Source organism: Erythrobacter sp. S57(2025) (genome assembly GCF_057365055.1).
In genome coordinates this window covers 594,316-620,366 of the sequence record NZ_CP200299.1, presented here as the reverse complement: position 1 = coordinate 620,366, position 26,051 = coordinate 594,316, and the positions used below count along the sequence as shown (strand labels likewise).

29 protein-coding genes and 1 other RNA gene are annotated in these 26,051 nt (G+C 57.2%); 18 read left to right on the top strand and 12 right to left on the bottom strand.

Annotation, left to right across the window (positions count from 1 at the left end; translation table 11 throughout):
• Positions 1-125 precede the first annotated feature (125 nt).
• Both AC0V6N_RS02905 and AC0V6N_RS02900 read left to right on the top strand, forming a co-directional pair.
• On the top strand, positions 126-1,319 hold the full coding sequence (locus AC0V6N_RS02905; protein ID WP_486170092.1) for a hydrolase: 1,194 nt from the start codon (positions 126-128) through the stop codon (positions 1,317-1,319).
• Complete coding sequence (locus AC0V6N_RS02900; protein WP_486170091.1) at positions 1,316-2,332, top strand: arginine N-succinyltransferase; 1,017 nt, start codon at positions 1,316-1,318, stop codon at positions 2,330-2,332. The genes AC0V6N_RS02905 and AC0V6N_RS02900 overlap by 4 nt, the downstream gene beginning before the upstream one ends.
• A gap of 3 nt (positions 2,333-2,335) precedes the next feature.
• On the opposite strand, the gene AC0V6N_RS02895 is transcribed toward AC0V6N_RS02900, so the two are convergent.
• The gene (locus AC0V6N_RS02895) at positions 2,336-3,190 is read right to left on the bottom strand and encodes a class I SAM-dependent methyltransferase (protein WP_486170090.1); all 855 of its coding nucleotides are present in this window, start codon (positions 3,188-3,190) and stop codon (positions 2,336-2,338) included.
• Between the two features lie 74 nt (positions 3,191-3,264).
• Here AC0V6N_RS02895 and AC0V6N_RS02890 point away from each other — a divergent pair, with 74 nt between their 5' ends.
• Together AC0V6N_RS02890 and AC0V6N_RS02885 are read left to right on the top strand one after the other, a co-directional pair.
• On the top strand, positions 3,265-4,515 hold the full coding sequence (locus AC0V6N_RS02890) for an N-succinylarginine dihydrolase (RefSeq protein ID WP_486170089.1): 1,251 nt from the start codon (positions 3,265-3,267) through the stop codon (positions 4,513-4,515).
• Between the two features lie 120 nt (positions 4,516-4,635).
• The gene (locus AC0V6N_RS02885) at positions 4,636-4,890 is read left to right on the top strand and encodes a hypothetical protein (RefSeq protein WP_486170088.1); all 255 of its coding nucleotides are present in this window, start codon (positions 4,636-4,638) and stop codon (positions 4,888-4,890) included.
• A gap of 5 nt (positions 4,891-4,895) precedes the next feature.
• Here AC0V6N_RS02885 and AC0V6N_RS02880 read toward each other — a convergent pair whose 3' ends face one another.
• The 3 genes from AC0V6N_RS02880 to mscL all read right to left on the bottom strand — a co-directional run bounded on the left by AC0V6N_RS02880 (position 4,896) and on the right by mscL (position 6,570).
• Positions 4,896-5,630: a hypothetical protein gene (locus AC0V6N_RS02880; protein WP_486170087.1), complete on the bottom strand. Its 735-nt coding sequence runs from the start codon at positions 5,628-5,630 to the stop codon at positions 4,896-4,898.
• Positions 5,631-5,702: 72 nt separating this feature from the next.
• Positions 5,703-6,045: a transfer-messenger RNA gene (gene ssrA / locus AC0V6N_RS02875) on the bottom strand.
• A 96-nt stretch (positions 6,046-6,141) separates the two neighbouring features.
• Positions 6,142-6,570, bottom strand: a complete 429-nt coding sequence (gene mscL, locus AC0V6N_RS02870; protein WP_486170086.1) for a large conductance mechanosensitive channel protein MscL — start codon at positions 6,568-6,570, stop codon at positions 6,142-6,144.
• A 165-nt stretch (positions 6,571-6,735) separates the two neighbouring features.
• On the opposite strand from mscL, the gene AC0V6N_RS02865 reads away from it, so the two are divergent.
• The 6 genes from AC0V6N_RS02865 to AC0V6N_RS02840 all read left to right on the top strand — a co-directional run bounded on the left by AC0V6N_RS02865 (position 6,736) and on the right by AC0V6N_RS02840 (position 11,026).
• Positions 6,736-7,338 carry a LemA family protein gene (locus tag AC0V6N_RS02865; protein WP_486170085.1) on the top strand — a complete coding sequence of 201 codons (603 nt, stop codon included), beginning with the start codon at positions 6,736-6,738 and terminating at the stop codon, positions 7,336-7,338.
• Positions 7,339-7,400: 62 nt separating this feature from the next.
• The gene (locus AC0V6N_RS02860; RefSeq protein ID WP_486170084.1) at positions 7,401-8,093 is read left to right on the top strand and encodes a TPM domain-containing protein; all 693 of its coding nucleotides are present in this window, start codon (positions 7,401-7,403) and stop codon (positions 8,091-8,093) included.
• Positions 8,093-8,977: a TPM domain-containing protein gene (locus AC0V6N_RS02855; protein ID WP_486170083.1), complete on the top strand. Its 885-nt coding sequence runs from the start codon at positions 8,093-8,095 to the stop codon at positions 8,975-8,977. The genes AC0V6N_RS02860 and AC0V6N_RS02855 overlap by 1 nt, the downstream gene beginning before the upstream one ends.
• A 3-nt stretch (positions 8,978-8,980) precedes the next feature.
• Positions 8,981-9,655 carry a TPM domain-containing protein gene (locus AC0V6N_RS02850; RefSeq protein WP_486170082.1) on the top strand — a complete coding sequence of 225 codons (675 nt, stop codon included), beginning with the start codon at positions 8,981-8,983 and terminating at the stop codon, positions 9,653-9,655.
• Positions 9,656-9,665: 10 nt separating this feature from the next.
• The gene (locus AC0V6N_RS02845) at positions 9,666-10,247 is read left to right on the top strand and encodes an NUDIX hydrolase (protein ID WP_486170081.1); all 582 of its coding nucleotides are present in this window, start codon (positions 9,666-9,668) and stop codon (positions 10,245-10,247) included.
• Positions 10,244-11,026 (top strand): SDR family oxidoreductase, encoded by a 783-nt coding sequence (locus AC0V6N_RS02840; RefSeq protein ID WP_486170080.1) that lies wholly within the window; start codon positions 10,244-10,246, stop codon positions 11,024-11,026. The genes AC0V6N_RS02845 and AC0V6N_RS02840 overlap by 4 nt, the downstream gene beginning before the upstream one ends.
• Positions 11,027-11,138: 112 nt before the next feature.
• Here AC0V6N_RS02840 and AC0V6N_RS02835 read toward each other — a convergent pair whose 3' ends face one another.
• Genes AC0V6N_RS02835 through AC0V6N_RS02820 form a run of 4 tightly spaced genes read right to left on the bottom strand, consistent with a single transcriptional unit; the run spans position 11,139 to position 11,793 of the window.
• On the bottom strand, positions 11,139-11,339 hold the full coding sequence (locus tag AC0V6N_RS02835; RefSeq protein WP_486170079.1) for a PspC domain-containing protein: 201 nt from the start codon (positions 11,337-11,339) through the stop codon (positions 11,139-11,141).
• Positions 11,336-11,482: a hypothetical protein gene (locus AC0V6N_RS02830; protein ID WP_486170078.1), complete on the bottom strand. Its 147-nt coding sequence runs from the start codon at positions 11,480-11,482 to the stop codon at positions 11,336-11,338. The genes AC0V6N_RS02835 and AC0V6N_RS02830 overlap by 4 nt, the downstream gene beginning before the upstream one ends.
• 51 nt (positions 11,483-11,533) lie before the next feature.
• Complete coding sequence (locus AC0V6N_RS02825; protein ID WP_486170077.1) at positions 11,534-11,644, bottom strand: enoyl-CoA hydratase; 111 nt, start codon at positions 11,642-11,644, stop codon at positions 11,534-11,536.
• A gap of 38 nt (positions 11,645-11,682) precedes the next feature.
• On the bottom strand, positions 11,683-11,793 hold the full coding sequence (locus tag AC0V6N_RS02820; RefSeq protein WP_486170076.1) for an enoyl-CoA hydratase: 111 nt from the start codon (positions 11,791-11,793) through the stop codon (positions 11,683-11,685).
• A gap of 266 nt (positions 11,794-12,059) precedes the next feature.
• Between AC0V6N_RS02820 and recF the strand changes: the two genes are divergently transcribed.
• Positions 12,060-13,148 (top strand): DNA replication/repair protein RecF, encoded by a 1,089-nt coding sequence (gene recF, locus AC0V6N_RS02815; protein ID WP_486170075.1) that lies wholly within the window; start codon positions 12,060-12,062, stop codon positions 13,146-13,148.
• On the opposite strand, the gene AC0V6N_RS02810 is transcribed toward recF, so the two are convergent.
• The gene (locus tag AC0V6N_RS02810; RefSeq protein ID WP_486170074.1) at positions 13,145-13,843 is read right to left on the bottom strand and encodes an arylesterase; all 699 of its coding nucleotides are present in this window, start codon (positions 13,841-13,843) and stop codon (positions 13,145-13,147) included. The two genes, recF and AC0V6N_RS02810, sit on opposite strands and share 4 nt — an antisense overlap.
• A 91-nt stretch (positions 13,844-13,934) precedes the next feature.
• On the opposite strand from AC0V6N_RS02810, the gene AC0V6N_RS02805 reads away from it, so the two are divergent.
• Together AC0V6N_RS02805 and AC0V6N_RS02800 are read left to right on the top strand one after the other, a co-directional pair.
• The gene (locus tag AC0V6N_RS02805) at positions 13,935-14,681 is read left to right on the top strand and encodes an ABC transporter ATP-binding protein (RefSeq protein ID WP_486170073.1); all 747 of its coding nucleotides are present in this window, start codon (positions 13,935-13,937) and stop codon (positions 14,679-14,681) included.
• The gene (locus tag AC0V6N_RS02800; protein ID WP_486170072.1) at positions 14,678-17,221 is read left to right on the top strand and encodes an ABC transporter permease; all 2,544 of its coding nucleotides are present in this window, start codon (positions 14,678-14,680) and stop codon (positions 17,219-17,221) included. Before AC0V6N_RS02805 ends, AC0V6N_RS02800 begins: the two co-directional genes overlap by 4 nt.
• Before the next feature lie 39 nt (positions 17,222-17,260).
• Here the strand turns inward: AC0V6N_RS02800 and AC0V6N_RS02795 are convergent, their stop codons facing one another.
• From AC0V6N_RS02795 to AC0V6N_RS02785, 3 genes are all read right to left on the bottom strand, one after another.
• Positions 17,261-17,737 (bottom strand): RDD family protein, encoded by a 477-nt coding sequence (locus AC0V6N_RS02795; RefSeq protein ID WP_486170071.1) that lies wholly within the window; start codon positions 17,735-17,737, stop codon positions 17,261-17,263.
• Positions 17,738-17,877: 140 nt separating this feature from the next.
• Positions 17,878-18,285 carry a DUF805 domain-containing protein gene (locus tag AC0V6N_RS02790; protein WP_486170070.1) on the bottom strand — a complete coding sequence of 136 codons (408 nt, stop codon included), beginning with the start codon at positions 18,283-18,285 and terminating at the stop codon, positions 17,878-17,880.
• 145 nt (positions 18,286-18,430) lie between these two features.
• Entirely contained in the window at positions 18,431-21,049 is a 2,619-nt protein-coding gene (locus AC0V6N_RS02785; RefSeq protein WP_486170069.1) for a TonB-dependent receptor, read from the bottom strand.
• A 430-nt stretch (positions 21,050-21,479) separates the two neighbouring features.
• Here AC0V6N_RS02785 and typA point away from each other — a divergent pair, with 430 nt between their 5' ends.
• The 5 genes from typA to AC0V6N_RS02760 all read left to right on the top strand — a co-directional run bounded on the left by typA (position 21,480) and on the right by AC0V6N_RS02760 (position 25,931).
• Complete coding sequence (gene typA, locus AC0V6N_RS02780; RefSeq protein WP_486170068.1) at positions 21,480-23,324, top strand: translational GTPase TypA; 1,845 nt, start codon at positions 21,480-21,482, stop codon at positions 23,322-23,324.
• Positions 23,325-23,436: 112 nt separating this feature from the next.
• Positions 23,437-23,838 carry a thioredoxin family protein gene (locus AC0V6N_RS02775; RefSeq protein ID WP_486170067.1) on the top strand — a complete coding sequence of 134 codons (402 nt, stop codon included), beginning with the start codon at positions 23,437-23,439 and terminating at the stop codon, positions 23,836-23,838.
• Between the two features lie 34 nt (positions 23,839-23,872).
• The gene (locus AC0V6N_RS02770; RefSeq protein ID WP_486170066.1) at positions 23,873-24,592 is read left to right on the top strand and encodes a cytochrome c biogenesis CcdA family protein; all 720 of its coding nucleotides are present in this window, start codon (positions 23,873-23,875) and stop codon (positions 24,590-24,592) included.
• Positions 24,593-24,646: 54 nt separating this feature from the next.
• Positions 24,647-25,036 carry a VOC family protein gene (locus tag AC0V6N_RS02765; RefSeq protein ID WP_486170065.1) on the top strand — a complete coding sequence of 130 codons (390 nt, stop codon included), beginning with the start codon at positions 24,647-24,649 and terminating at the stop codon, positions 25,034-25,036.
• A 127-nt stretch (positions 25,037-25,163) separates the two neighbouring features.
• The gene (locus AC0V6N_RS02760; RefSeq protein ID WP_486170064.1) at positions 25,164-25,931 is read left to right on the top strand and encodes an extensin-like domain-containing protein; all 768 of its coding nucleotides are present in this window, start codon (positions 25,164-25,166) and stop codon (positions 25,929-25,931) included.
• Positions 25,932-26,051: the final 120 nt, after the last annotated feature.

Genomic DNA, 26,051 nt, shown 5'->3' with positions numbered 1-26,051 from the left:
TGTAGTCCTCATGACTTGAAGGTAATCCAAGGCCCGGGGAGGAGAACTGCTTTGGCTTTTACCGATGGATGGGGCGATTGCAACGGGTTGGAAGTGTGCCAAACGCTCGTTACAGTTAGCGACGAATGAAACCTGACTTTCTCTCTCAAATTGACGCTACGGCCATGCTGGATCAGGTCCAATCGTGGTGCGCGATCAACACGGGCACAGCAAATGTGGATGGTCTGGCGCGCTATGCGGATGTCCTTGAGCAGGCCTTTTCACAGCTTCCCGGCGACGTTGAGCGAATCGATCCAGCGCCCGTGACGGCGATTGCCGCCGATGGCACCGAGTATGAAAAAGCGCATGGCCAGCATCTCGTTTTGCGCGTGCGCCCGACTGCCAATCGCCGCATTTTGCTGACCGGCCACATGGACACGGTGTTTCCCAAAGAACATTCTTTTCAGACGCTCACATGGCTGGAAGATGGCGTTTTGGGCGGTCCTGGTGTTGCGGATATGAAGGGCGGAATTGCTGTCATGCTTCATGCGCTGATGGCGTTCGAACAGACCGCTTCTGCAGGAACGCTAGGCTATGATGTGTTGCTCAATTCGGATGAGGAAACCGGCAGTCTCGCCAGCGCAGATTTGATCGCGCAAATGGCACAGGGCAAGCTGGCAGCGCTCACCTATGAACCCGCCGCTTTGCCTGATGGGACTCTGGCCCATTCGCGCGGGGGGACAGGCAATTACTCGATCACCATCACCGGCCAATCGGCCCATGCCGGTCGCAACCCGCATGAGGGACGCAACGCACTCGTTGCCGCAGCTGATCTAATCCTGCGCCTCAAAGCTATGGAGCGTGAGGACATAACGGTGAACCCTGCCAAGCTCGAAGGCGGCGGCCCCAACAATGTGGTTCCCGATCATGCGGTGTTGCGTTTCAACATTCGCCCAAAGAGCACCGAGGCGATGGAAGGCTTTGATAGCGATCTCAGAACTTTGCTCAGCCAAATTGAAAGTGACCATGAAGTTTCAACCCACCGCCATGGCGGTGTGACAAGGCCGCCCAAGCCCGTCGATGAAAGGGCGCAAAAGCTGTTCGATCTCGTCAAGGAATGCGGCGCTGAAATGGGACAGGACATCCAATGGAAATCCACCGGCGGCGTGTGCGATGGCAACAATATTGCTGCTTGCGGTGTGCCCGTGGTTGATACGATGGGCGTGCGCGGCGGTTCTATTCACTCCCCTCAGGAATTTCTTATCACTGCCAGCCTCGCCGAACGCGCGGCGCTTTCAGCGCGGGTTATCCAGCGCATTGCTGAAGGAGCAATCAATTGAGCTTTCGCCTCCGCGCAGCGCGCACATCTGACCTTGAGCATCTGTATGAAATGGCGAAACTGACGGGTGGAGGGTTCACCAACCTTCCGCCCGATCGCCCTGCCCTCACCGCTAAGCTTGAGCGCGCGGCAGATGCCTTTGCAAATACTGGCGATGAGCTGGTCGATGAGCAATTCGTGCTGGTGCTCGAAGACCTTCAGACCAAGAAAATCGCAGGCACCTGCCAGCTGATGACGAAGGTCGGGCAACAATGGCCGTTCTATTCCTATCGCCTCAACACGCTCACCCAATACAGCCAAGAACTTGACCGCACGGTGCGCGCCGAGCTGCTTAGCCTTGTCACCGATCTGGAAGGGTCGAGCGAGGTTGGCGGTCTATTCCTGCATCCAAACAACCGCGCTGGTGGCCTTGGACTTTTGCTGGCGCGCAGCCGTTACCTATTCGTTGCAATGCACCGCAATCGCTTTGCTGACCGCATTCTCGCTGAACTGCGCGGGATTATTGATGAACGCGGTGGGTCGCCGTTTTGGGACGGGGTTGCAGGGCGCTTCTTCGGAATGAGTTTTCAGGACGCGGACTATTTCAACGCGATCAATGGCAACCAGTTCATCGCCGATCTGATGCCAAAACACCCGGTCTACATCTCTATGCTGTCCGAAGACGCGCGCAATGTGATCGGGGTGCCCCACCCAACTGGCCGTGCTGCCATGCGGATGCTGGAAAACGAGAATTTCCGCTACGAAGGCTATGTCGACATTTTCGATGGCGGCCCCAGCATGGTCGCACGCACCGATGATGTCGCCAGCGTCAAGAACTCGGTCGAAGCGAAAGTGGTGGATTGCGACCTGCAAGAGGGCGAACGCGCCATCCTTGCCACGGGGCGGCTTGAGACATTCCGCGCCTGCTATGGCGCCAGAGCGATTGATGCAGAAGGCGGCATAGCTATTGATTCTGCAGCTGCGGATGCGCTGGACGTGGCTCCGGGCGACACAGTCTGGAGCGTCGCGCGTTAGATCTTAATCGCGCGGTTTTTCAAGCGCGATGACCGCATAGCTGGTCGCATATTCACCCATGCCTGGCAGCGCCATCAGCGCATCACCGATCGCTTTCTTTGCACCTGAGCGGCCAAAGCCCGACCGGTCCAGCCGATCAATCCGCAAGCCCGCTTTCTTGGTCAGCTTGCGAAATGTGCTGACGCTCATCTGATTGACATAGGCTTGCTCTTCGAAACTGCTCCAATGCTTCCACTTGTTGGGTTTCTTGGAGCCGTTTTCATCAAGGTCCCAATGACGCGGGACGAAGCTGGGGTTGTCGTAAATCTGCGCTGCGGCGGCGAACATCGCTTTCTCACCAAAGATCACATGCGCCCACGGAACAGGGATCAGAGCCTCCATATGCGGCCCCCATGGCCCTTGAAACGGAAACCACTCGATCAAGATGCGACCGCCAGGACGCAGCACGCGCGCCCATTCGGTCAAGATCGCTTCAGGCTCCATCACGTGTTCCAAGCAATCGAATGCGGTGATGAGATCGACGCTCTCATCATCAAGCGGCAAGCCCTCAACGCTCCCTTCGAGAAACTGCAAAGTGTCCGCGTATTGCGGATTGTCGGTGAGCGCAGCCTTGGCCCGGGCAAGCGCCTCAGTGTCAATATCGACACCGGTGATCGAGCGCGCCAATCCTTTGGATGCGAAAAGCAGCGCCAAATGCCCGCCGCCGCAACCGAAATCGAGTACGTCCTTGCCCTTGAGTTCCTCATCGGAAAAATGGCGCCAAGATGCCACTAGCAATTCACCGCGCCAATCGGCATAGGCATCTATGCCAAGCACGCGCTCGGCTGGCGGTGCCATCATACGCTTGCTAAGCGCCACACATAGAGCGGTCCTCACGTCCATGACCGCGCGTATAGACCGAAGTATTTTCAACAAGGTAAAGGCTGGAGCTTATGCCGCTTACAGAAATCAATTTTGATGGGTTGGTGGGGCCAAGCCACAATTATGCAGGCCTGAGCCTCGGCAATATTGCGAGCGCTAGCCACAAGGGCGATCCTTCGTATCCGCGCGCGGCCGCTTTGCAGGGTGTTGCGAAAATGCGCGGCAATCTGGCGCGGCTGGGCGTGCAAGGGTTCCTGTTACCCCTGCCCCGCCCCAATGCGCTGCTCGAACACACGCTCGCTTTCGATGGAAGTGAAGCGGCGCAATTGCGGGCGGCGCCTTGGTCCGCCTCCAGCATGTGGACGGCTAATGCCGCGACAGTTTCGCCTGCTCCCGACACCGCCGATGGCCGGTGCCACCTAACCCCAGCCAACCTCGTCACCATGCTTCACCGCGCGCAGGAATGGCCCGATACCAAGCGGCAGCTCGATATTGCTTTTGGCGATCCCGAACACTTTGCGGTGCACGGGCCCGTCCCACCCACCTTTGGCGATGAAGGTGCGGCCAATCACGGGCGCTTTTGCGAGGGGCATAGCAGCGCAGGAGTTGAATTGTTCGTATATGGCAAAACTGGCGGCAAATTCCCCGCACGCCAGCACGAACAAGCCAGCCGTTTGGTGGCCCGCGCGCATGGCCTTGACCCTGCAAGATGCGTCTTCATCGAACAAAACCCCACCGCAATTGAAGCCGGCGCGTTTCACAATGATGTTGTGTCCGTGGTGAATGAGCGGGTGCTGTTCACCCATGCAGAGGCCTTTGCTGATCAAGCAGGCGCTTACGAAACGATCCGCGCAGCCTTCCCCGCGCTAGAAGTGGTCGAAGTGCCGAGCGCATCGGTTTCGCTTGCCGAAGCAATCCGCACCTACTTGTTCAACGCGCAGCTCCTCACACTACCCGACGGCTCGATGGCACTGATCGTGCCCGAGGAATGCCGCGAAAGCCCTTCTGTTTGGGCCTATTGCGAGGAAATGATGGCCTCCAACGGCCCCATTCGCCAAGTCATCCCGGTCGACGTGCGGCAAAGCATGGCCAATGGCGGAGGCCCTGCCTGTCTGCGCCTACGTGTCGTGTGCGATCCAGCGACAGTGGACCCGCGCTTTATGCTGGATGAGGCGAAGGCGGATGCGCTTGAGAAGGTGATTGCCGAGACTTGGCCTGAGCAGATCGACCCGGCTGATTTGGGTGATGAAGCTCTGACAAGTCAGGTGGTCGCCGCGCGCGCGGCACTGCTCACCGCATTGGACCTCGAAGAATTGGGTTAACGCGTTTGCGTGCCGACGTCGGCTGCGCTTACAGTCCTAACAACGTTAACCACTGCAACCCGCGCCGACCCGTTGTTGGCACAGCACTTGCTCATACACAGGTTAACCTTTGGAGGGCGCATGCTTCGTAAAATCGGCCGGCTATTTGTGATCAAGAACCGATTTGAAGCGTTCGTGATCATCTACGCGCTGGCTCTTGGGGCAACATCGCGTGGCTCTGCCTATCTCAGTGAATATCCCGGCGTAGGCGGACAGCTATTGTTTCTCGCCACGACGGGCGCCGTATTCTTGGCCGGTGCAGCAATATTGGACTCGCTTAAAGCGAAGCAAGAAGTGGCGCAGCTGCAGGCTGAATTGGAACAGGCCCAACAGTAAAGGACCTAGGGAGCCTCGATAATCGGCTCGCCATCTTCGCCATAGCGCGGCAAGAGCACGATCTCATCCGCATCATCCACGACCAAAGTCACCTGCTTACGGCGAAAATCTCGCCGGGCACCGACGAAAACAGGCTCAAGCCGAGGTTGTCCGCGCACGACCACGCGCCGGTTCCGAAAATATGTCCGCAGCGTTCCCAGTGATGGTTCAACCAGTTCGCGGTCCCGATCGCCTTCGACGATGATTTCAGAGGTGCTGCTTTCTGCGCTCCGCTCTTTAATCTCGCCCTCCACCAGAGGGGCAGCAATATTAAGGATGTCGGAGAACGTCTGCTCATCAAGCTCAATGATAATCAGGTTCGGATCGGTCCCGCCGCGCCTAGACCGTGGCAAACCGCCAACGCCATTTCGCCCAGACGTATTGATCCCGGCTGAGCCGAGAATAGCGAGATCCTCAAGCGCGGATGTCTCCATATCAATGCTGTGAAGCTGGTAGATGTCACCCACGCGGCGAACCGAAACAACGTCCATAATCAACGCCATATCCGCCGTATCGCCGCCATCGCGGCGCCTGGCTTTGCGCTGAAACTCACGCGGTTGCATACAATCGACTTCACAGACGGCGCGCAGGCGCGAGACATATTCCTCGTAAGTTTCAGCAGATGGCGTGGCACTAGCCGAGATTGGAATTGAAAGAGCCAGCGCAGCAACGGAACTGGCAAAAATTGTCGAGATGCGCACTTCGGTCTCCGAGAAGGGGGCCAATCGGAAAGTATGGTGGGGGTTTCTGTTGCTAGCTACCCCCGGAGCCCCGGAATCCGCTTCTGTTGCCCGGTGGGTCCAACCGCGCTTTAGCTTTGTAAGATCAGGCCGTTAGGCCGTCAGATTACGCTGCGATTGCGAGTGCTTCGTTATCGTTTGCACTTATAAAGATGAACAGTTTTACGGGGTTTTCAGCCCGGGCAAAAACTACGCTTTTCAGCCCACGTCGATCCTAGTTCGTCCCCGTCACAAATCTCTGAATTAGCAGCGATTTGTGGTGGAGACGCCGGGTACTGCCCCCGGGTCCGTTGTGCCTATTGCACGCAGCAATTTATCACCATAGTCGGTTACCCGACGCCCCCTACATAGCGACTGACTGATAAATTGGAAGTGAACGCGTGGTTAGTGTGCTTGCAAAAAGGGCAATGACACAAAAAAGCCCGCGCGGTCGGCAAAGACCGCGCGGGCGCTTTCAAAGCTTGGTTTGAAATTACTTTTTCAAGCTATCGCGAATTTCCGTCAGCAGTTCGATCTCAGTTGGACCAGCTGGCGCTTCTTCTTCTGCGGGTGCTTCAAAGCGCTTTTGCACCTTCGTCGCGTAGCGCACGAGCATGAATATGATGAAGGCCAAGATCACGAAGTTGATGATCGAGGTCACAAACGCGCCCCATGCGAGGACATTAGCGCCCGCTTCACGCGCAGCTTCGAGTGACATGCCCGGCTCAACCAGCTCAGCACCGGAAAGAACGGTGTATTTGCTGCTAAAGTCGACATCGCCGAAAATCATGCCCACAATCGGCATAATCATATCATTGGTCAGCGATGCGACAATCACGGCGAAAGCGCCTGCGATAATGACCGCAACGGCCAGTTCCATAACATTGCCTTTGGCAATAAATTCCTTGAATTCCGTAAGCATAGTGATCCCCTAACTGTTCAACCCGAACGTTGCCTATTTTGCAGGTTCTGCCCGGGCTGCCAAGTGGCCGCGCGCTTGAAAGCGGTCAAGGGTGTGCTATATAAACAATACAGGAGTTTACATGTCGCAGCGCCTAAGGCTCGGCAGACCTTTGGAGGGATACACATGAATTTGCGCAACTTCGCTCGCGGCGCTGTCGTCGCAGCCATTTCACTCACGCTCGCGGCATGCGGGATAAACTCGGTTCCAGCGGCTGAAGAAGAGGCGAAAGCGAAATGGGCTGATGTCGAAGCGCAGTTTCAGCGCCGGGCGAACCTGATCCCTAACCTTGTCGAGGTGGCGCAAGGTGCAGCGGAGAACGAACGCGGCATCCTGACTGAGGTGACAGAGGCGCGCGCGCGTGCAACCGGGATCAACATCAGCGCTGATGATCTGGGCGACGCAGCCAAGATGGAAGAATTCGCAGCAGCTCAAGGGCAGCTGGGTCAAGGAATTGGCCGCTTGCTCGCAAGTTTTGAAGCCTATCCAACGATCCAGTCAAACCAGAACTATCTCGCGCTGCAAAGCCAGCTCGAAGGCACGGAAAATCGCATCGCGGTTGCGATCCGTGACTATAACGAATCCGTGCGTGCCTATAACACCACGATCCGCACATTCCCTGATACGATCGGTGCAAACATCATTCACGGCGCAGAGCCACTTGCACCCTATTCAGCCGTCACCGAAGGCGCAGAGGAAGCTCCAACTATCGATATGACTTCTAACTGATAGTGGGCCCGCGCCTCTTTGCTTGGGTCGCATTGCTTGCGGCGTTTATCGCGTCGCCTGCGATGGCCCAAACTTTTCCCGAGTTATCGGGCCGCGTTGTCGATCAGGCCGACATTATCCCTGCAGATATTGAAGCTGAGTTGACAACGCAGCTGGAGCAATTCGAAGCCGACACGCAAAAGCAAATGGTTGTCGCGACCATTGCAGATCTCGAAGGCAACGACATTGCCTTTTATGGTTATCAGCTTGGGCGAGAATGGGGGATTGGCGATGCGGAGCGAAATGATGGCGTGCTGCTGATCGTGGCGCCCAATGACAGGCAAACGAGGATCGAAGTCGGATATGGATTGGAAGGCATTTTGACGGACGCTTTTTCCTCGGTGATTATTCGCAAAGAACTTGTGCCAAGCTTTCGCGACGGCGATTTCGCAGGCGGCATTCAGGCGGGCACGGATGCGATCATTGCGCATCTGAGTATGCCAGAAGAAGAAGCGCGCTCCATCGTGCAAGCTCAGGCTGAAAAGGGGCAACGCAATCTGTGGCTCGTTCCGCTGTTGCTCACCATGCCAGGTTTGTTCGTTTTTCTAGTGATCGTGTACGGGATACGCTCAGGATCATCTTCCCGCAGCTATTCCAATAGCACCGGCCGGGTTCGAGTTTCATCATCCTCACGGTCCAGCAGCCGCTCATCCTCGAGCAGTTTTTCTGGCGGTGGCGGATCCTTTGGCGGCGGCGGCGCGAGCGGGAGTTGGTAGTGCGCATTGTTCTTCTCATCATCACGGCATTTGCGGCGCTCTTAAGCGTTCCTGCGGCCGCGCAAGACTTCCCCGCATTGACCGGGCGCGTGGTCGACAATGCTGACCTGCTTTCACCCGCGCAAGAAAGCGAACTTACCGCCAAACTGGCTGCATTGGAGGCGCAATCTCAGCGACAATTGGTCGTCGCAACTGTGCCCGATCTTCAAGGTTATGATATTGCCGATTACGGATACCAGTTGGGGCGAGAATGGGGCCTTGGCGATGCCGAGCGAAACGATGGCGCGCTGCTGCTGGTCGCTCCTAATGAACGCAAGGTTCGGATCGAAGTCGGCTATGGGCTCGAAGGCTATCTGACTGACGCTTTCTCAGCGCTGATTATCCAGAACACGATCATCCCCCGCTTTCGCGATAACGACTATCCGGGAGGCATTCTTGCGGGCACGGACGCGATCATTGCGCAGCTCGAACTGTCGCCGGATGAGGCCCAGCGCGTCACTCAGCAGGCGCAAGAAACGCGCAATACCGATGGCGGATTTCCTATCGGTACACTGATCTGGCTCGGATTCATGTTCTTCTTCTTCGTCCTACCGATCGTTCGTGGTGGCTCTCGCCGACGCAAATATCGCAAGCGCAAAAAAGGCCCCTGGGGGAACAGACGCGGCAAGCGACGCGATGATGATGACGATTGGGACGACGATGACGATGGCTGGGGCCGCACAGCGCGCGACATTATCCTTTGGGAAGTCGGCAGCGCAGTCCTTCGCGGCGCGATGCGCGGCGGCGGAGGCGGTGGTGGCTTTGGCGGAGGAGGCGGCTTTGGCGGAGGCTTCTCTGGTGGCGGCGGCTCATTTGGAGGCGGCGGCGCCTCAGGGGGATGGTAATCCATGGCTTATTTGACTGAAGAGCAGCACAAAATCGTATCCGATGCCGTGGGTGAGGCTGAACTCAGCACATCAGGCGAGATACTTACCGTGCTCGCGGACCGTTCCGATGGATATTCAGACGTAGTGATGGTCTGGGCCGCAGCGCTTTCCTTCACCGCGATGAGCGCCTTTGCAGCCTTCCCTCAGCCCTTCCTAAACCTATGGGACAGTTTGATCGGTGGCTGGGCGCATGAATGGACCACCGGAGAACTGGCGAGCATGACGATCGGTCTTGGCCTCCTCGCCTTCGCAGTCACATGGGCAGCGCTGCAATGGGACCCCTTGCGCTTTGCCCTCATCCCCGCGCCTGTAAAGACAGCGCGCTGCCACAATCAGGCAATCAAGCACTTCAAAGTCGGAGCCGAGCGCCGCACCCATGGCCGCACCGGCATTCTTATCTACCTCTCCATGTCCGAACACCGCGCTGAGATCGTCGCGGACTGGCCAATCGCCGAAAAGGTTGAGGCCGAGGTCTGGGGCGAAGCGATGGTCGACATGCTCAAAGAGATCAAACAGGGCCGCGTGGCTGAAGGCATGGCCGCCGGCGTACGCGATGTAGGCTTCGTCTTGTCGGAGCATTTCCCACGCGGTGACGAAGACGAAAACGAGCTTCCCGACCGCTTGATCGAGGTCTAAGCCCTCCTTCATGGAAGACATTGAACTGATCCGCGATTCTGATGCGGACAAGCCAGAGCAAACGCGCTGGGAAGGCCGCTTTATCACCGCGAAGACACGCGGTCGGTGGGAATATGTGGGCCGCGCGCGGGGAATTCGTGCCGCTGCGATCATTGCGATTGATGAAGACGCAGATGGCACACGCTATGTTATCCTCGTCAGCCAATATCGCGTCCCCTTGGGCAAGTTCTGTCTCGAAATTCCCGCAGGTCTTGTTGGTGATGATGCGGGCGGCGAAGGCGAAGCGGCGACCGTTGCTGCCGCGCGTGAGCTTGAGGAAGAGACCGGTTACAAAGCTGGCAAATTGGATGTGCTGGGCGAGTTCTACTCCTCCCCAGGCATGGTCTCTGAAAGCTTCACTCTGCTGCGCGCCACTGGCCTTACCAAAGTGGGCAAGGGCGGCGGGGTCGATAGCGAAAACATCAATGTGCACCGTGTCAAACTCAGCGAGCTAAGCAGTTTCGTTGCCAAGTGGCGCGAAGAAGGCCACGGCGTGGACGTGCGCATCGCTATGCTGCTTACACCAGAATATTTGGGAGAAATTGGATCATGACGAAACGCTGCGAAGGCAAACTCGCGATTGTTACCGGCGGCGCGCAGGGGCTTGGCCGCGCGCATTGCATTCGGCTCGCGCAAGAGGGCGCGCGCGTCCTTGTCACCGATATCAATGGCGATGGCGCAGCGGAAACGGCGGAGATCGTCAATGCAGAAATGGGCGCTGGCACGGCCTATAGCATCCAGCATGACGTCACTGACCCAGCCGCTTGGGAAGCCGCAGTCGACGCGGCGCGCGAGCATATTGGCGGCCTAAATGTGCTGGTGAACAATGCGGGCATCGGTGTGCCAGGCAATATCGAAGCCTGCACCTTCGAAGACTGGCAGCGTTGCTTTTCAATCAACGTGGATTCGATCTTTCACGGCTGCCAGAAAGCGCTTCCCTTGATGCGCGAACATGCGCCAGGCTCTATCGTCAACATCTCCAGTATTGCAGGTCTGATCGCCAGCGACACGATGCCCGCTTACAATGCCTCAAAGGCGAGTGTTTGGATGTTGTCGAAATCGATCGCGCTGCATTGTGCGAAGAAGAACATGCAGATCCGCTGCAATTCGATCCACCCGACCTTTGTTGATACGCCGATCCTCGACGGCACGGCTAAGTCTGCGCAGCTCGATAAGGATGTGCTGCTGGAGAAGCTCGCGCGGCAAATTCCGCTCAAGTTTGTAGGCGAACCCAATGATATCGCCAATGCGGTGGTCTATCTCGCCAGCGATGAAAGCCGGTTCATGACGGGCGCAGAGATGAAGCTGGATGGCGGCATCAGCGCGATGTGATTGAAGGCAAAGCTTCAAAAAAAAGAGGGGCCATCTGGCCCCTCCCGGTTTTTTAGACTGTTAGGCGTGGCCCGTTACGAAAACCGGGTTCAGCTTTGTGGTGCCACGCCTGTTAGTCTGCGATCAATGCGATAGCGATGTAGATCAGGACCGGAAGTCCAAAACCAAGCAGTGTTGTTCCGACAAATCCCAGACGCCACCAAAGAGCATCTACACCTGACCAGTTTGCAAGACCTGAGCATACGCCGAAGACTTTGCCGTCATGCTTGTCGAGGCGAAGGCCGCCGCCATTGTTGGGAGTTAGGTTGTTCATGCCAGGGCTCCCATAGTGAGGCTTGCAGCAGGACTTGCAGGAACGATAGCGGTTGCCATCATGATCGCGGTGATTGCCAGGGCAGCGACCGCAGCGCTTAAACGTGCGCCTGTCGTGCCTGAAAGTTCAAAGAACGAGTACATTTTCGTGGGTCTCCTTAAATTCTTGGGTACTTGATTGGTTGGTTTCGCAGATCAGACGATCGTCGGGCTGGCCGGTACGATGGCGTATGCGAAGAAGCCTGCTGACAGCACGACCGAAAAAGCGGCGGCGAAGAGGCGGTTGGTGAGGTCTGTATTTAACATGGTGAGGGTCTCCATTTTTCGTGTGCCTGTTTGAATGTTCAGGCGAAGGTTGGGGTTGCTGGTACGATTGCGTAAGCAAACATCGCGGCAGAGATAACAACTGAGAAAGCTGCAGCTGCGAAACGGTTTGAGAAGTTAGTGGCGGTCATTTTAAGTCTCCAATTTCAAGTTTTGTTCGGTTCCGTGGGTGTCTCCCTTGGATGCCAAGTACACTGCAGGAGGTGTGCCAAACTCGAAAAACGGCGGATTTCTGCGGTTTTCGCGTGATACAGAAATTTACGCGTTGTTCATCAAACCGAAAGATTGGGATTTTTTCCCAAGTGTTGGTATTTATTGCTTTTCGATAATTGTCCGTTGGATAAGTCGAAAGCAATTCTGGCCTTTGATGCGCTGCGTGCTAGGCCGCTAAGCAAGTATGGCGCTCGCAAAGATCACTCTTCAAAACTTCCGCAACCATGCAGCATCCGAGCTGGGTGACACGGCGCATTTCAATTTGCTTGTGGGGGAGAACGGTGCAGGCAAAACCAATGTGCTTGAGGCGATTTCGCTGCTCAGTCCGGGGCGCGGGCTGCGGCGCGCGGCACTGGGCGAGGTGGCCCAGCGCGATAATTCTGATGATCCTCCCGGCGCATTCGCGATTGGTGCAAGCCTTATCGAGCAAGGCCAGATCTCCGCGCGCATTGGCACATACACTCAGGCGGAGCGACCAACCCGCCGCCTCGTGCGTATCAACGGCGCAGATGCCAGCGCCAGTGCTCTATCGGAATGGCATGCGGTATCATGGCTGACCCCGGCGATGGACGGATTGTTCACTGACAGCGCAGGCGCGCGCAGGCGTTTCCTTGATCGCATGGCGCTGGCTATCGAGCCCGCCCACGCAAAAGCAGTAAGCAGCCTTGAAACTGCTCTTCGCGAACGTAACAGGCTGCTGGAGGAACGCGGCGATGCGCGCTGGCTTGACGCAATTGAGGCGCAAGTGGCGCAGCATGGCAGCCAGGTCGCGCAAACCCGATCGCGCCTGATTGCCTATCTGAGCGATGAATTATCCGCTTTGCCGCCAGAGCCCTTCGCTAAACCCACTCTAACCTATCGCCCCGGCGGCCCGATTGATCCGGCTGAGTTGCTGGCAGAGTTAACCCGCAGCCGCCCGCGCGATGCAGCAGCGGGCCGCGCGCTTTCCGGACCTAATCGCGATGAGTTAGAAGTCGTGATGGCAAGTTCCGATCAACCTGCCGCTTCGTGCTCCACAGGTGAGCAAAAGGCTATGCTGATTGCGATTACCCTTGCCCACGGCGTGCTCGCCGCATCAGGCCGCCCCAGCGTGCTCTTGCTCGATGAAGTCGCCGCGCATCTGGACCCAGTGCGCCGCAGCGAACTGTTCAGCCGCTTGCGCGCTGGGAAGGCGCAAGTGTGGATGACCGGGACAGAGCTTGCCCCATTTGCTGAGATCGAAGGCGAAGCCGCTGTATGGCGGGTCAGCGACGGCACGCTGGAGCGGCTCTAGCCCTCATCTTCTGTTTCGGGCAGCGCTTCGATCACATCATCCAGCGTTGAGGCGACAATTGCCTCAATCCCTTCGGCGGTGGGGTGAATGCGATCATTCTGGAACAGGCTCGCATCTTCGTAAACGTCTTCGAGCCAGAACGGAATCAGCGCCGTGCCATATTCATTGGCCAGCGATCCATACATCTCATCATATTGCGCGACATATTCCGGTCCGTAATTGGCAGGCGCGCGCATGCCCATCAGTAGCACGGGAATTTCTCGCTCACGCAGAATATCGAGCATCGCCACAAAATTTGCACGTGTCTCGTCTGGTGAGAGGCCACGCAGCAGATCATTGCCGCCCAGCTCAAGTATGAAAAAGTCTGGCTTTTCTTCCTGCGCATCGAGCGTAAAGGCCAGCCTACTCAAACCCGCCGCGCTGGTATCACCTGAAACGCCTGCATTGGTAATTGCGGCGTTGATGCCGTTTGCGCGCATCGCCGCTTCGAGCTTTGCTGGATAGCTGTCGCTTTCGGGATCGGACAGACCGTATCCCGCGAACAGGCTGTCGCCAAACGCAATGATAGAGACCTCTTCGCCCATCACCGGGATGACCATTTCGTCCGCAGCAATCTCACCCGTGGGCGCTTCCGCAACAGGGGCCTCGGCACCACATGCGGCAAGCGCCAAAATGATCGGGAAACCAAGCGCCATTGTCGCGCGTTTCTGCAAGAAGCCTATATTCATCTGCGAACCTTACGCCTTCAACCTTGTTTGAAACCAATCTCTATCCCATCTGGTGTCCGTGACCAATCCTACAAGCCCCACCCTCGCCCATGGCGCTGATCTCGCGATTTGCGCCCGCAATCTCACTCTGACGCTCGGAAGCCAAGATGCGCCGGTTGATATCCTGCGCGGTATCGACCTCGATATCGCCAATGGCGAAGTCGTCGCGCTGCTGGGGCCTTCGGGTTCTGGCAAGAGCTCGCTCATGGCAGTTCTGTCGGGGCTTGAGCGCGCCTCAGGCGGGGAGCTGACCGTTGCGGGGCAGGATTTTGCGAACCTCAATGAAGATGGCCTTGCTGCGGCACGACGCGGTCGGATCGGAATTGTTCTCCAAGCCTTCCACCTGCTGCCCACCATGACCGCGACCGAAAATGTCGCAACGCCGATGGAGCTGGCGGGTAGCGCTGATGCTTCCCCGCGCGCCAAAGCAGAATTGGAAGCCGTTGGCCTTGGCCACCGCACAGAGCATTATCCAACGCAGCTTTCAGGCGGAGAGCAACAGCGCGTTGCCATCGCCCGAGCCACCGCACCGCGGCCGCAATTGATCTTTGCCGATGAGCCAACTGGCAATCTGGATGTGAGCACAGGCGAGGAAATCGTCGAACTGCTCTTTGCAAGGCGCGCTGAAACCGGCGCGACATTGCTGATCATCACCCACGATCCCGCCCTTGCTGAGCAGTGCGAGCGCGTGCTGACAATGGCGGACGGTGTGATCGTCTCTGACCGTCCCGGCACCTCCATCCGCGCGCAGGAAGCCGCAGAATGAGCGCCAGCGCCGCTGAAGGTCTATCATGGGGCGCTGCGTGGCAGATTGCCCGGCGTGATCTCAATGCGCGGTTTAAGGGCCTGCGCTTGCTGCTGGTGTGCATCTTCCTCGGCACAGCTGCTCTTTCAGCCATCGGCACCCTCACCGCCTCAATCGAGCGCGAATTGCAATCGTCGGGGCGCGAGCTATTAGGCGGCGATCTCGAAGTCGAAGTTTGGCAGCGCGACCTATCCGAAGAAGAGCTAACCGCGCTTAGCGAATATGGCGAGCTGTCGGGCGGTTACCGGATGCAGGCGATGGCGAGCACCGATGATGCAGCTGCACCTGTTGAATTGAAAGCCATCGCCGAAAATTGGCCGCTATTTGGCAGCTTTACCCTTGTCGATGGCACTGAGCCGGGCGCACCCAGCGCCAATGACGCCTATCTGGCGCAAGGCGCGCTCGACAGGCTCGATATCCAAGTCGGCGACACATTTCGCATGGGCACAGCGACATTGCGCGCAGCGGGCGTTATCGAAAATGAGCCGGACCGACTATCCGAAGGCTTTCAGCTTGGCCCAACGGTGCTTGTCGCAAAGTCTCTGCCCGAACAAGCGGGCCTAATTGGGCCCGGATCGCTTTACCAAAGCAAATATCGCATCGCGTTTGATGATGCTGGGGCTGATCCTGAAGCGGTTGAAGAAGCGCTGACCGATGCCTTTCCCAATGCAGGGTTTGATTTCCGCACCCGCGACCGCGCTTCACCGGGAGCAGACCGGTTCGTGCGCCAGATGAGTGACTTTTTGACGCTGGTGGGCCTTGCCGCGCTGGTGATCGCAGGGATCGGGATTGCGGGCGGCGTATCGTCTTATCTCGACCAACGCCGTGCAAGCATTGCGACGCTCAAAGTGCTGGGCGCGTCCTCACGCGATATTGTGCGCATTTATGCGATCCAGATCGCGGTTGCTGCCCTGCTGGGAAGCGCGCTGGGTCTTGCCACGGGTGTGCTGGTTACGCCGTTGCTTGGCTCCGCATTGCAGGGGCTGCTGCCGGTTGAAAGCGGCTTTGTGATTGAGCCTGCACCCTTGCTGCTCGCGGGCACTTACGGTGTGCTGGTCGCCTTCGCCTTTGCCGCTGCACCTTTGCTGCGCGCTCGCTCTTTCCCTGCCATGGCATTGATGCGCAGCCGCATCACGCCGCTATCTCGCGATAAGAGAGCATTGATCGCTACTGGCCTGGGCTTGGTCGCAATTTGCGCTCTGGCATTGCTGACAACCGCGCAGCCGATACTCTCTGGAGGATTTCTGATCGGAGCAGGCGGCGCGTTGATCCTGCTCGCCGGACTAGGTCTCGGCCTGCAATACGCAGCGCGCAACTTGCCGCGTCCGTCCAACCCGTTGCTGCGCTCTGCCTTGGCCAATATCCATCGACCCGGCGCGCCGACATCTGCGCTTGTCACTGCGCTGGGTTTTGGTCTGGCTGCTTTCGTCCTGCTGGCGGCAATCCAAAGCGCGATTGACGGCAATATCCAAAGCCGCGTTCCGCAAGAGGCGCCCGATTACTTTGTGATCGACGTGCCTCCCGAAGGCGAAGAGCGGTTCCGCGAAATTGTCTCCACCCCCTTCCCCGAAGCGGAAATGCGCCTCGTGCCGACATTGCGCGGCGCTGTCCTTGCATTCGGTCCAGAAGGCGAGATGCAGCGGACCGCTGACCTTGAGGAAATCCCCGACGGCGCATGGGCGCTGCGCGGAGAGCGCGGCATCACCTATGCCGATGCCGCCCCTGTTGGCAGCCGCGTCATTGATGGTGAATGGTGGGATGCCGATCACGCTGGCGAGCCATTGGTCTCCATCGACAAGCAATTTGCCGATGCTGCCGGGCTAGAAGTGGGCGACATGATCACTATCGGAATTCTGGGATCAGAGCGCGATGTGCGGATCGCAAACATGCGTGAAATCGACTGGGAGACGATGGGTTTCAACTTCACGCTCGTCTTCTCTCGCAATGCGATCTCCGACGCCCCCCATAAACTGGCAGCGACGATTGATCTGCCTGAAGGCACAGATGACGGCGCACGCGGACCATTGCTGCGCACAATGGTGCAGGAATTCCCATCAAGCTCAGTCGTCGAAGTGGGCGAAGTGCTAACACAAGCGCGCACTTTGCTGGAGCAGGTTGGCCTTGCGACTTTGGCAGCGGCAGCTGTGGCCGTGCTGGCTGGCCTCGCCGTATTGATGGGCGCAATTGCAGCGGCACGTGCGGCGCGGACCTATGACACGGTCGTCCTTCGCGTGCTGGGCGCAAGCCGCAGGCAGATACTTGGCTTGCAACTCGCCGAATACGGCCTGATTGCCGCATCGCTTGCGCTGGTGGCGCTGGCGCTGGGATCGGGGCTGGCTTGGGTGGTGATCACCCAGCTGTTTGAATTTGACTGGCTGCCCGATTGGGGCGTTGTCCTGAGCGTTTTGGGGCTGGGTCTTGTTATGGTCCTAGCCTTTGCGCTCGGCGGTTCGCTGCCCCTACTGCGGGCAAAACCTGCTCAGGCGCTCAGAGAATTGTAGGCGAAGCGGGAGGCGCTGCCCCCCGCTTTCCATCAAAAACTATTCGAAAACCGCAGTGTCGTGACCGACTTGGCCCGGCTTACCCTTCACCACACGCGTGGTGCAGATAATGTCGTGCAGACCTGTCTTCTCTTCCGTGAACGCGACCATGATGTAGCCAATACCCATGATGAGCCATGACAGGAGCTTGGCAAAGTAACGTCCCAAAGCGCGCAGAGGTGTAATGCGCTGCCCCTGCTCATTGGTCACAATCAGACCAAGGGCCATTTTGCCCAGCGTGCCTTGCTTTGCAGAGCTTTCAAGCACCACGAAATACGCAAGACCACCAATCAACACGATCAGATAAGCAATGATGCCACCAGTCGATTCAAACGCCTCGGCTGCGGCCGGGTCTAGTGACGTTGCACCAAACATCGAGACACCAAATATCCCGTACACAATCATTTGATACAGCGTAAGCACAACGGCATCGATCAGATACGCTACGACCCGTATCCAAAAACCCGCATAATCCATGAAAAATCCCCTCGGTTCTGAACCAGATGGCAGACCACCATACCGAACAGAATTAGGCAAGGCGCTTTCGCCGGTAACAAGAGAAAAGGGCGGGAAACCCTTCGGTCCCGCCCTTTTCTATCGATTGCTAAATTGCGTCCTTACTCAAACACAGCCTCGTCGCCGCGTCCTTTGGGATCGGGTCCATATTGGTTGGGTCCCGGAGTTCCCTCCAAACACATGAACACGAACACGATGAGTCCGCCGACATAAGGGATGAAACCCAGCAGCACGAACCAGCCCGATTTATCCTGATCGTGGAAACGGCGCACCTGCACCGCAATACCGGGGACCAAGAATAGACCAAGATAGATCAGAGCCATCAAGCCGAGCACAATGCTGCCGAAGGTGCTGGCACCGCTTTCATCGAGGCCGCCTGTTAAGCCAACAAGAATGGCCATGAACACCACGACAATGACCTGAAGCAGCACAAACATCCAATATTCTTTGCGCCGCGAACGCCCGCTGAAATCAGCGTAGCGTTTGAGCGGCATAATCATCCATTCCATATTCGATCCCCTAAGATAAAGACTGGGTAACATTCACATTTTGGGCGTCGGGGCAACACCAGCCCATTTACCATTGTGCATAAGAAAAAGGGCCCCGCCATCGCTGGCGGAGCCCCTTTTGCTAGGTGAATGATCGTTTGATCGATCAGAACTTGAAGCGAACAACGCCGCCATAGGTGCGTGGCTGGTTCGGGTAACCCGAAACCGTGCCGGCCTGTGCAACGCCGTCAAACACCGTCGTGATGAACTCATCGTCGAGCAGGTTACGCGCAAACGCACCCAGTTCGAGGCCATTGTTCAAACGCAGCGTGATCGACGTGTTCACCAAATTCACTTCACGGTCGAAGATCTGGGTGTTGCCCAGACCTGCGTTGAAGGTTGGCAGACCGTTATTGATCGGCGTGTTGCTTTCATGGTTGTAGTCGATGCGCGTGATAAGCTGCGTGCCGCTATCCCATTCATGCGTGTAGGTAGCCGAGGTCGCAATTGCGATTTCTGGAATACCAGCCGGACGAACGCCGGTCAGATCACCCAAGACGCTGCCGGGGAAATCGTCGAACAGCGGATCAAGATAGGTCAGAGCAAATGTCAGCACCAGACCATCGGTTGGGACGATCGTTGCGTCGAATTCCATACCCGAAACCGACTGACTACCAGCGTTTTGAAGTGCAAAGCCGGTGCCGGTGAAGGCGAGGCTTTGGAAACCATCAATCGTCTGGTCGAACAGAGCGAGGTTGAAGCCAACGCCGTCCCACTGTCCCTTAATGCCGATTTCATAGACCTCGGCTTCTTCAGGCCCTGCGAAACGCGAACCTGAGCTAAGGTTTGGAATGGCCAGACCAGCATCTAGGATAGGCGACGATGGCGCTGCGAATGTCGAACCACCAGGGCCAGCGACAAAGTCAGCGCTGGACGGACGGCTGTCACGCGACAGGTTGACCGAGCTTGCCTTAAAGCCGGTTGCGTAGCTGGCGTAGACGTTGACTTCGTTCGACACCTGATAGGCTGCGCGAAGCAGATAGGTCAGTTCATCATCACGGGTCCGGCCATCTTCGACAGCGTTTGGAATGGTGAGGAATGGTGGCTGGAATTGGAAGCCTTGCAGACCGATCAATGGGTTCTGCGCAGGATCAAGAGCAGCTGCCAATAGACCCGCTTGGACCGCGGCTGGAAGCGCTTGGAAACCAGCACGGTCGGTCACTGTTGGCAAACCTGGGTTAGCCGCAGTCGCACCAGTGATGAACGCATCAACCAAGTTTACCTGACCCAGTGGATCGGGGCTGACTTGCGACAGCGCGAAATCCTTTGAGTCGTCCGTGTAGTTGAACCCAGCGGTGAATACGAGACCATCGACAGGCTCAAAATCAACCGTACCGAAGATCGAATACGAAGTGTTCTCCATACGGAAGGTTTCTTCCGAGAGCAGCGGCGTTAGGAAAATGCTTTCCTGTGGAAGGCCAAGACCTTGTTCAACGCCGTTAAACACCGATGGTGCACCGGAGAGAACATCAGCTGGGTTACCGCCTGCGAGCAGTTCGAAGACATCTCGAATGTCGTCGCCGTTTTGGATGGCGCTGTCTTGCGAGATTTTCTCATCGAAATAGTAGCCGCCAAGCAGGAAGTTGATCGGACCGTCAAAATCAGACGTGATCCGGAATTCCTGAGTGAAGGTGTCGACTGCCTGATCGCGCGTTTCAGTCGCGATCGATGCGCTGGTGTAGTCGATGTCCGACAGGAAGAAGTTGCGCAGTTCACGATACGCCGTGATCGACGTCAGCGAGATCGCCCCCAGCTGGTAGTCCATCTGGATCGAGGCGCCGTAGTTTTCGACCTGGTTGGTTGGAACAAAGTTCAGGAAGGCTTCACGATTGAAGAAGTCTTCTGGCGAACCAATCTGGCCGCCCACTGCGTTGATGGCGCCTGATACGGGACCAGAAACCAGCGTGCCTACCTGACAGCAAACCTCGTCAATTTCCGAATAATCGGCAATCGCGCGGATTTTGAAATCAGGGCTTGGCTCGATCAGCAGCTGACCACGAACCGCCCAGCGATCGCGGTTGTTCTGCTCTTCATCGAGATTGACGATGGTCGAATAACCATCGCGCTTTTGAAGGTTACCGTCGATTGAGAATGCGATGTTGTCGCTGATCGGGCCGGTAATGTCGCCCTTCAAAACGAAGGTGTTGAAGTTGCCATAAACAGCTTCGATGCTGCCACCGAAGTCAAACTGCGGCTCACGCGTGACGACCGAAATAACACCGGCAGAAGCGTTCTTACCAAACAGAGTCGATTGCGGGCCGTTCAAAACTTCGATGCGCTGCACATTGGGAAGATCGCCCAGTGCAGCTGCAGAACGCGAACGGAACACGCCGTCAATGAAGACGCCCACCGAAGGTTCAATACCGAAGTTGTTATCGCCATTACCAAAACCACGAATGATGAAGGTCGATGCCGAAGACGTCTGCAACTGGCTAACACGCAGCGAAGGCGTAACCGTCTGCAGGTCAAGCACGTCGCGAATTTGCGCATTCTCAAGCGTTTCACCGCTAGTCACAGAAACCGAGATTGGGGTTTCTTGAAGCGTCTGTTCGCGCTTCGATGCGGTTACGATGATCTGGTTGTTGTTCTCAGGTGCTTCGAGACCAACGTCTTCCTCTGCATCTTGAGCGAAAGCGGTGGTCGGTGCGGTGACAGCAAAGGCTGCCGCGCCAGCGAGCAGGGTAAGTTTATACGACCCGGCAGCGCCGGAAGTAATGGAACGCATGGGATGTCCTCTCCTCAAATCCACCGGGCCTCGCTTGGATTTTTGCGCATCCCCAGATGCTTCCATAACGATCCCGATTGGTTTCGGTGATACGCGAGTGTTACACTTGCCACAAGCAGCTAACGCGCGGAAATGCGCGGGTCAGGCGGGCATTGTTGCAACACCGTCACACCCTTATCCTCCCTACCAAGTGGTCAATGGGCGTCTTTGCTTGCCGCCCTGCTCTCACTGCGCTAGGCGGCGCGGCAGATTTCAAATTTATGGTGCAATGCAACACCAAATAGCTGGCTGGAGTGCTTTCCGTAGCGTCCGCAGCCGTGATGCAGACCCGCCACTAACACCTCCTAAATGCCCATTGGGCATCCGATACGCATCCAACGCCCGGTCAAACGGCTATGTTCGACCGGCCCTGACGAGAAATTCTGAGAAAATGTCAAAAGCGCCTTCTTCTTTGCGCAATGTCGCAATTATCGCTCACGTTGACCACGGCAAGACCACTTTGGTGGATCAACTCTTCCGTCAATCGGGCACCTTCCGCGAGAATCAACGCGTTGAGGAACGCGCGATGGATTCCGGCGATCTCGAAAAGGAGCGCGGCATCACCATTCTTGCCAAGTGCACTAGTGTTGAATGGGAAGGCCCCGACGGCGAGACCACCCGCATCAACATCGTCGATACACCAGGCCACGCCGACTTTGGCGCGGAAGTGGAACGTATCCTCAGCATGGTCGACGGTGTGATCCTGCTGGTCGACAGCGCAGAGGGCGCGATGCCGCAGACCAAGTTTGTGACCGGCAAAGCGCTGGCGCTCGGCCTCAAACCTATCGTCGTCGTCAACAAGATCGACCGTCCTGATGGCCGCCCACAAGAAGTGCTCGACGAAGTGTTCGACCTGTTTGCATCGCTCGATGCAAGCGATGAACAGCTCGACTTCCCATCGCTCTTCGCATCAGGCCGTGATGGCTATGCCAGCGATGATGAAAGCGCTCGCGATGGCAATCTTGAGCCGTTGTTCGAACTCATCACCAAGCACGTGCCCGCGCCCGGCCTTGATACAGATGGCAAGTTCAGCTTCCTTGCGACTTTGCTAGACCGTGATAATTTCATGGGCCGGGTTCTCACAGGCCGCGTCCAATCGGGCACGATCAAGATCAACGATCCGATCCACGCGATAGACATGGATGGTAATGTGGTCGAAGTGGGTCGCGCGACCAAACTTATGAGCTTTGACGGGCTGGAACGTGTTCCCGTTGAAACCGCACAAGCCGGTGACATCATCGCGATGGCTGGCCTCGAAAAGGCAACCGTGTCGAACACGATCTGTGACCCATCGGTTTCCGAACCCATTGCCGCCCAACCGATTGATCCGCCAACACTCGCCATGCGCTTCTCTGTCAATGACAGTCCGCTCGCAGGCCGCGAAGGCAGCAAGGTTACGAGCCGCATGATCCGCGACCGCTTGCTGCGCGAAGCAGAGACCAACGTCGCCATCCGCGTCACCGAAGCAGACGACAAAGACGCGTTCGAAGTCGCAGGCCGCGGGGAATTGCAGTTGGGCGTCCTCATCGAAACGATGCGCCGTGAGGGTTTTGAGCTGGGCATTTCACGTCCCAAAGTTCTCTTCCGCGAAGAAGACGGCCAGCGCACGGAGCCATATGAAACCGTCGTGATCGACGTGGATGATGAGCATTCCGGCACCGTCGTTGAGAAAATGCAAAAGCGTAAAGCGGACCTTGCTGAAATGCGTCCGTCTGGCCAAGGCAAGACCCGCATCACCTTCTCTGCTCCATCACGTGGACTTATCGGCTATCACGGCGAATTCCTGTCCGACACGCGCGGCACAGGCATCATGAACCGACTATTCGAGAAGTACGGCCCCTATAAAGGCGCAGTCGGTGGGCGGAACAACGGCGTTCTGATCTCCAATGGCGATGGCGAAAGCAACGCCTACGCGCTTAACATGCTCGAAGAGCGCGGCGAGATGTTCGTCGGCCCTGCGATGAAAGTCTATGAAGGCATGGTGATCGGTGAGAATGCCAAGCCCGACGATCTCGAAGTGAACCCGATGAAGGCCAAGCAGCTTTCTAACGTTCGCTCTACGGGCAAGGATGACGCAATCCGCCTCACGCCGCCGCGTCGCATGACGTTGGAACAATCGATCGCTTACATCGACGATGACGAGATGGTCGAGGTAACCCCGCTGTCCATCCGTTTGCGCAAGACCCTGCTCTGCCCGCATGAGCGCAAGAAAGCCAAGCGCAAGAAGGAAGCGTAAGCGCTGGCGATCTGAAGAAATTTCGCATTTCTTGTAACCCCTGCGCATTTTGACGCGAACTCCATGCTGAACACCGGCTTTTCGCCGGCATACCGCTATGGAGTAAGCCCAAATGACCCGCCTTTTTATCCTCATTGCTGCAATCGGTGCGCTTGTTGTGGGGGCTATGCAATTGTCCGCACAAAGCTCGGCTGCTGGCTGGCAGACCTATGATGCCGCTGAATTCACCATGGCTCAAAACAAGGGCAAGACCATCGTGGTCGATGTCTATGCCGACTGGTGCCCCACATGCCGCGCGCAGGCTCCGATCCTTGAGGAACTCAGGAGCGAACGTCAGAGCGACGATGTGTTGTTTGTGAAGGTCAATTTCGACGATGAGAAAGCCTTCCTGCGCGAACATCGCATCCCGCGCCAGTCGACCGTTTTGGTGTTCAACGGCACAACTGAAGTCGCACGCTCTATCGCAGAAACCAACCGCACACGCCTTCGCGGTGTTGTTCTGGGCGCGCTTTAGCCCCTCCTAACCTTCTCATCAGGCAGAGAACTTTATGTTGGGTAGTGCGCTGCTCTCCTTTCTTGCGGGGTTGGTGACAATCCTCAATCCGTGCGTCTTGCCGCTGGTGCCGATCTTGATTGCGTCGGCGCTGGGCAAGAGCCGATTTGGACCGCTTGCTTTGGCAGGCGGATTGGTCGTCAGCTTCACCCTGTTCGGATTTACCGTCATCGCCTTTGGCTATTCGCTGGGCATTAATGAGCAAGCCGTGCGGCTGTTCGCTGGCATCTTGCTCGTCGTGGCAGGAGCTGTGTTGCTCGTCCCGCAAGCGCAGGCGGCGCTGAGCGCAGCGGCGGCCCCGATTGCCAATTTGGGCAATCAACGGCTCGCAAAGCTGAGCGGGGATGGCTGGTATGGGCAATTCGCGGTTGGCCTATTGCTCGGGGTGGTTTGGGCACCTTGTGTTGGCCCGACGCTGGGCGTTGCCATTGCTGCGGCGAGCCAGGGTGAGAACCTGATTTCCAGCTTTCTCATCTTCCTGATCTTCGGCCTCGGTGTTGCAACCTCAATCCTCGCCTTTGCTTATGGCTCGCGCAAAGCTTTGGGCGAACGGCGCAAAACGCTCGGTATCTTGGCCAAATACGGCAAACCACTGTTTGGCGGAGCGCTGCTGGTAGTCGGATTGATGGTAGTGACCGGGTTCGACAAAGTGATCGAGATCGCCTTGCTCGACACCCTGCCCCAAGGGGTGATCGAGTTCACCACACGCTTTTGACCTTTGCACTCCCCCCTCGCATGCGTAATCATGAGGGCATAGGGAGGTGCCAAGATGAGCGACACAACAGGACCACGCGTCACAGGATTAGGCGGCGTATTTTACGTTGCGGGCGACACTGCGGAGACGCGACAATGGTATCGCGACACGCTGGGCCTTGATGGCGAATACGGACCGCAGCTTGCTTGGGCTGAAGAGCCGATGAAGCATCCCTATTCGCTGATCAGCCATTTCAAGGACGACGACTATATCAAGCCGGGCAAAGGCGGATTTATGATCAATCTGCGCGTCCATGATCTTGATGGATTTGTCGAAGGCCTGAAGGCCAAGGGCGTCGATGTGCTGGACAAAGTGGACGAAGGATACGGCAAATTTGCGTGGATCCTTGATCCCAATGGCGTAAAGATAGAGCTGTGGGAGCAGGTGGACGACGTCATCCCCTAAATTTGCCCTGAGCATTTCACAGTCCATCTGAAGTGTAGCACGCAAAAACGCGTATTCGCGCGTTAGGCTTTGGCCAAGAGCGATCCTTTTCACTGCGTTAACCTTATTCGCGTAGTCGTGCTTAAGTATGATTCACTGGGTAACTCTACACAGCCCATCGCGGGCTTTGACGCATGGTCTGGTACCAGCATTAGCCGCTTTTGCGTTGGCGGGATGTGGGTCCATTATTCCGTCAGGCAGTGGAAGCGGCGGCAGCGCGTCAGCAGGCACTCCCTCCAGCCAAAATTCAGGTGTGTACACCAGCACATCGCCGCGCCGCGTGACCTCTGCCCCGCAAAGCATTGCGCCAAACATAGGCGATGCTGCTTGTCTAAGTGATCTCAGCGCAACTGGCACACGGTTCCAGCCGCTGCCTGATACTTACGCCGCGCCCGGCTGCAACAAGCTGGGTACAGTGCAGATTTCCGCGCTTGGCGGCGACCGTTCGCAATTTGGCGTCAGCAATATCGGGCCCGTGCAATGCGGCGTAGCCAATGAATTTGGCAATTGGGCACGCTTTGGTGTTGACCGTGCAGCCCGCCAGATCCTTGGCAGCCCACTTGCCCGGATTGAGACTATGGGCAGCTATGTATGCCGCAATATCGCAGGATCCAACCAACGTTCCGCCCATGCCCGCGCAGAGGCGATCGACGTTTCAGGCTTCGTATTGGAAGATGGTCGGCGGATCACTTTGATTGAGGATTGGGACGGCGGCACAGCGGCAGAGCGCGAATTTTTGCGCGTTGTCCATCGCAGCGCCTGCAAACGCTTTGGCACAGTGCTTGGCCCGGAATATAACCGCGCTCATGCCGATCACTTCCACTTGGAAGGTTCAGGCTCCAGCTTCTGCCGCTAACGGACAGCGCGCACCCGTGCTGCTGCTACCGTGCAACCACCCCGACTTGAAAATCACGGCCCCAGAACCAGGAGGGTTCCAGGGCCGCGACGGCACCGAAGGGGGATCAGAGGGTTTCCC

Coding starts and splice junctions, on each gene's coding strand:
- AC0V6N_RS02905 (WP_486170092.1), top strand. CDS start 126: ATGAAACCTGACTTTCTCTCTCAAATTGACGCTACGGCCATGCTGGAT.
- AC0V6N_RS02890 (WP_486170089.1), top strand. CDS start 3,265: ATGCCGCTTACAGAAATCAATTTTGATGGGTTGGTGGGGCCAAGCCAC.
- AC0V6N_RS02885 (WP_486170088.1), top strand. CDS start 4,636: ATGCTTCGTAAAATCGGCCGGCTATTTGTGATCAAGAACCGATTTGAA.
- mscL (WP_486170086.1), bottom strand. CDS start 6,570: ATGCTTACGGAATTCAAGGAATTTATTGCCAAAGGCAATGTTATGGAA.
- AC0V6N_RS02865 (WP_486170085.1), top strand. CDS start 6,736: ATGAATTTGCGCAACTTCGCTCGCGGCGCTGTCGTCGCAGCCATTTCA.
- AC0V6N_RS02860 (WP_486170084.1), top strand. CDS start 7,401: ATGGCCCAAACTTTTCCCGAGTTATCGGGCCGCGTTGTCGATCAGGCC.
- AC0V6N_RS02850 (WP_486170082.1), top strand. CDS start 8,981: ATGGCTTATTTGACTGAAGAGCAGCACAAAATCGTATCCGATGCCGTG.
- AC0V6N_RS02845 (WP_486170081.1), top strand. CDS start 9,666: ATGGAAGACATTGAACTGATCCGCGATTCTGATGCGGACAAGCCAGAG.
- AC0V6N_RS02840 (WP_486170080.1), top strand. CDS start 10,244: ATGACGAAACGCTGCGAAGGCAAACTCGCGATTGTTACCGGCGGCGCG.
- AC0V6N_RS02835 (WP_486170079.1), bottom strand. CDS start 11,339: ATGAACAACCTAACTCCCAACAATGGCGGCGGCCTTCGCCTCGACAAG.
- AC0V6N_RS02830 (WP_486170078.1), bottom strand. CDS start 11,482: ATGTACTCGTTCTTTGAACTTTCAGGCACGACAGGCGCACGTTTAAGC.
- AC0V6N_RS02825 (WP_486170077.1), bottom strand. CDS start 11,644: ATGTTAAATACAGACCTCACCAACCGCCTCTTCGCCGCCGCTTTTTCG.
- AC0V6N_RS02820 (WP_486170076.1), bottom strand. CDS start 11,793: ATGACCGCCACTAACTTCTCAAACCGTTTCGCAGCTGCAGCTTTCTCA.
- recF (WP_486170075.1), top strand. CDS start 12,060: ATGGCGCTCGCAAAGATCACTCTTCAAAACTTCCGCAACCATGCAGCA.
- AC0V6N_RS02810 (WP_486170074.1), bottom strand. CDS start 13,843: ATGGCGCTTGGTTTCCCGATCATTTTGGCGCTTGCCGCATGTGGTGCC.
- AC0V6N_RS02800 (WP_486170072.1), top strand. CDS start 14,678: ATGAGCGCCAGCGCCGCTGAAGGTCTATCATGGGGCGCTGCGTGGCAG.
- AC0V6N_RS02795 (WP_486170071.1), bottom strand. CDS start 17,737: ATGGATTATGCGGGTTTTTGGATACGGGTCGTAGCGTATCTGATCGAT.
- AC0V6N_RS02790 (WP_486170070.1), bottom strand. CDS start 18,285: ATGGAATGGATGATTATGCCGCTCAAACGCTACGCTGATTTCAGCGGG.
- AC0V6N_RS02785 (WP_486170069.1), bottom strand. CDS start 21,049: ATGCGTTCCATTACTTCCGGCGCTGCCGGGTCGTATAAACTTACCCTG.
- typA (WP_486170068.1), top strand. CDS start 21,480: ATGTCAAAAGCGCCTTCTTCTTTGCGCAATGTCGCAATTATCGCTCAC.
- AC0V6N_RS02775 (WP_486170067.1), top strand. CDS start 23,437: ATGACCCGCCTTTTTATCCTCATTGCTGCAATCGGTGCGCTTGTTGTG.
- AC0V6N_RS02770 (WP_486170066.1), top strand. CDS start 23,873: ATGTTGGGTAGTGCGCTGCTCTCCTTTCTTGCGGGGTTGGTGACAATC.
- AC0V6N_RS02765 (WP_486170065.1), top strand. CDS start 24,647: ATGAGCGACACAACAGGACCACGCGTCACAGGATTAGGCGGCGTATTT.
- AC0V6N_RS02760 (WP_486170064.1), top strand. CDS start 25,164: ATGATTCACTGGGTAACTCTACACAGCCCATCGCGGGCTTTGACGCAT.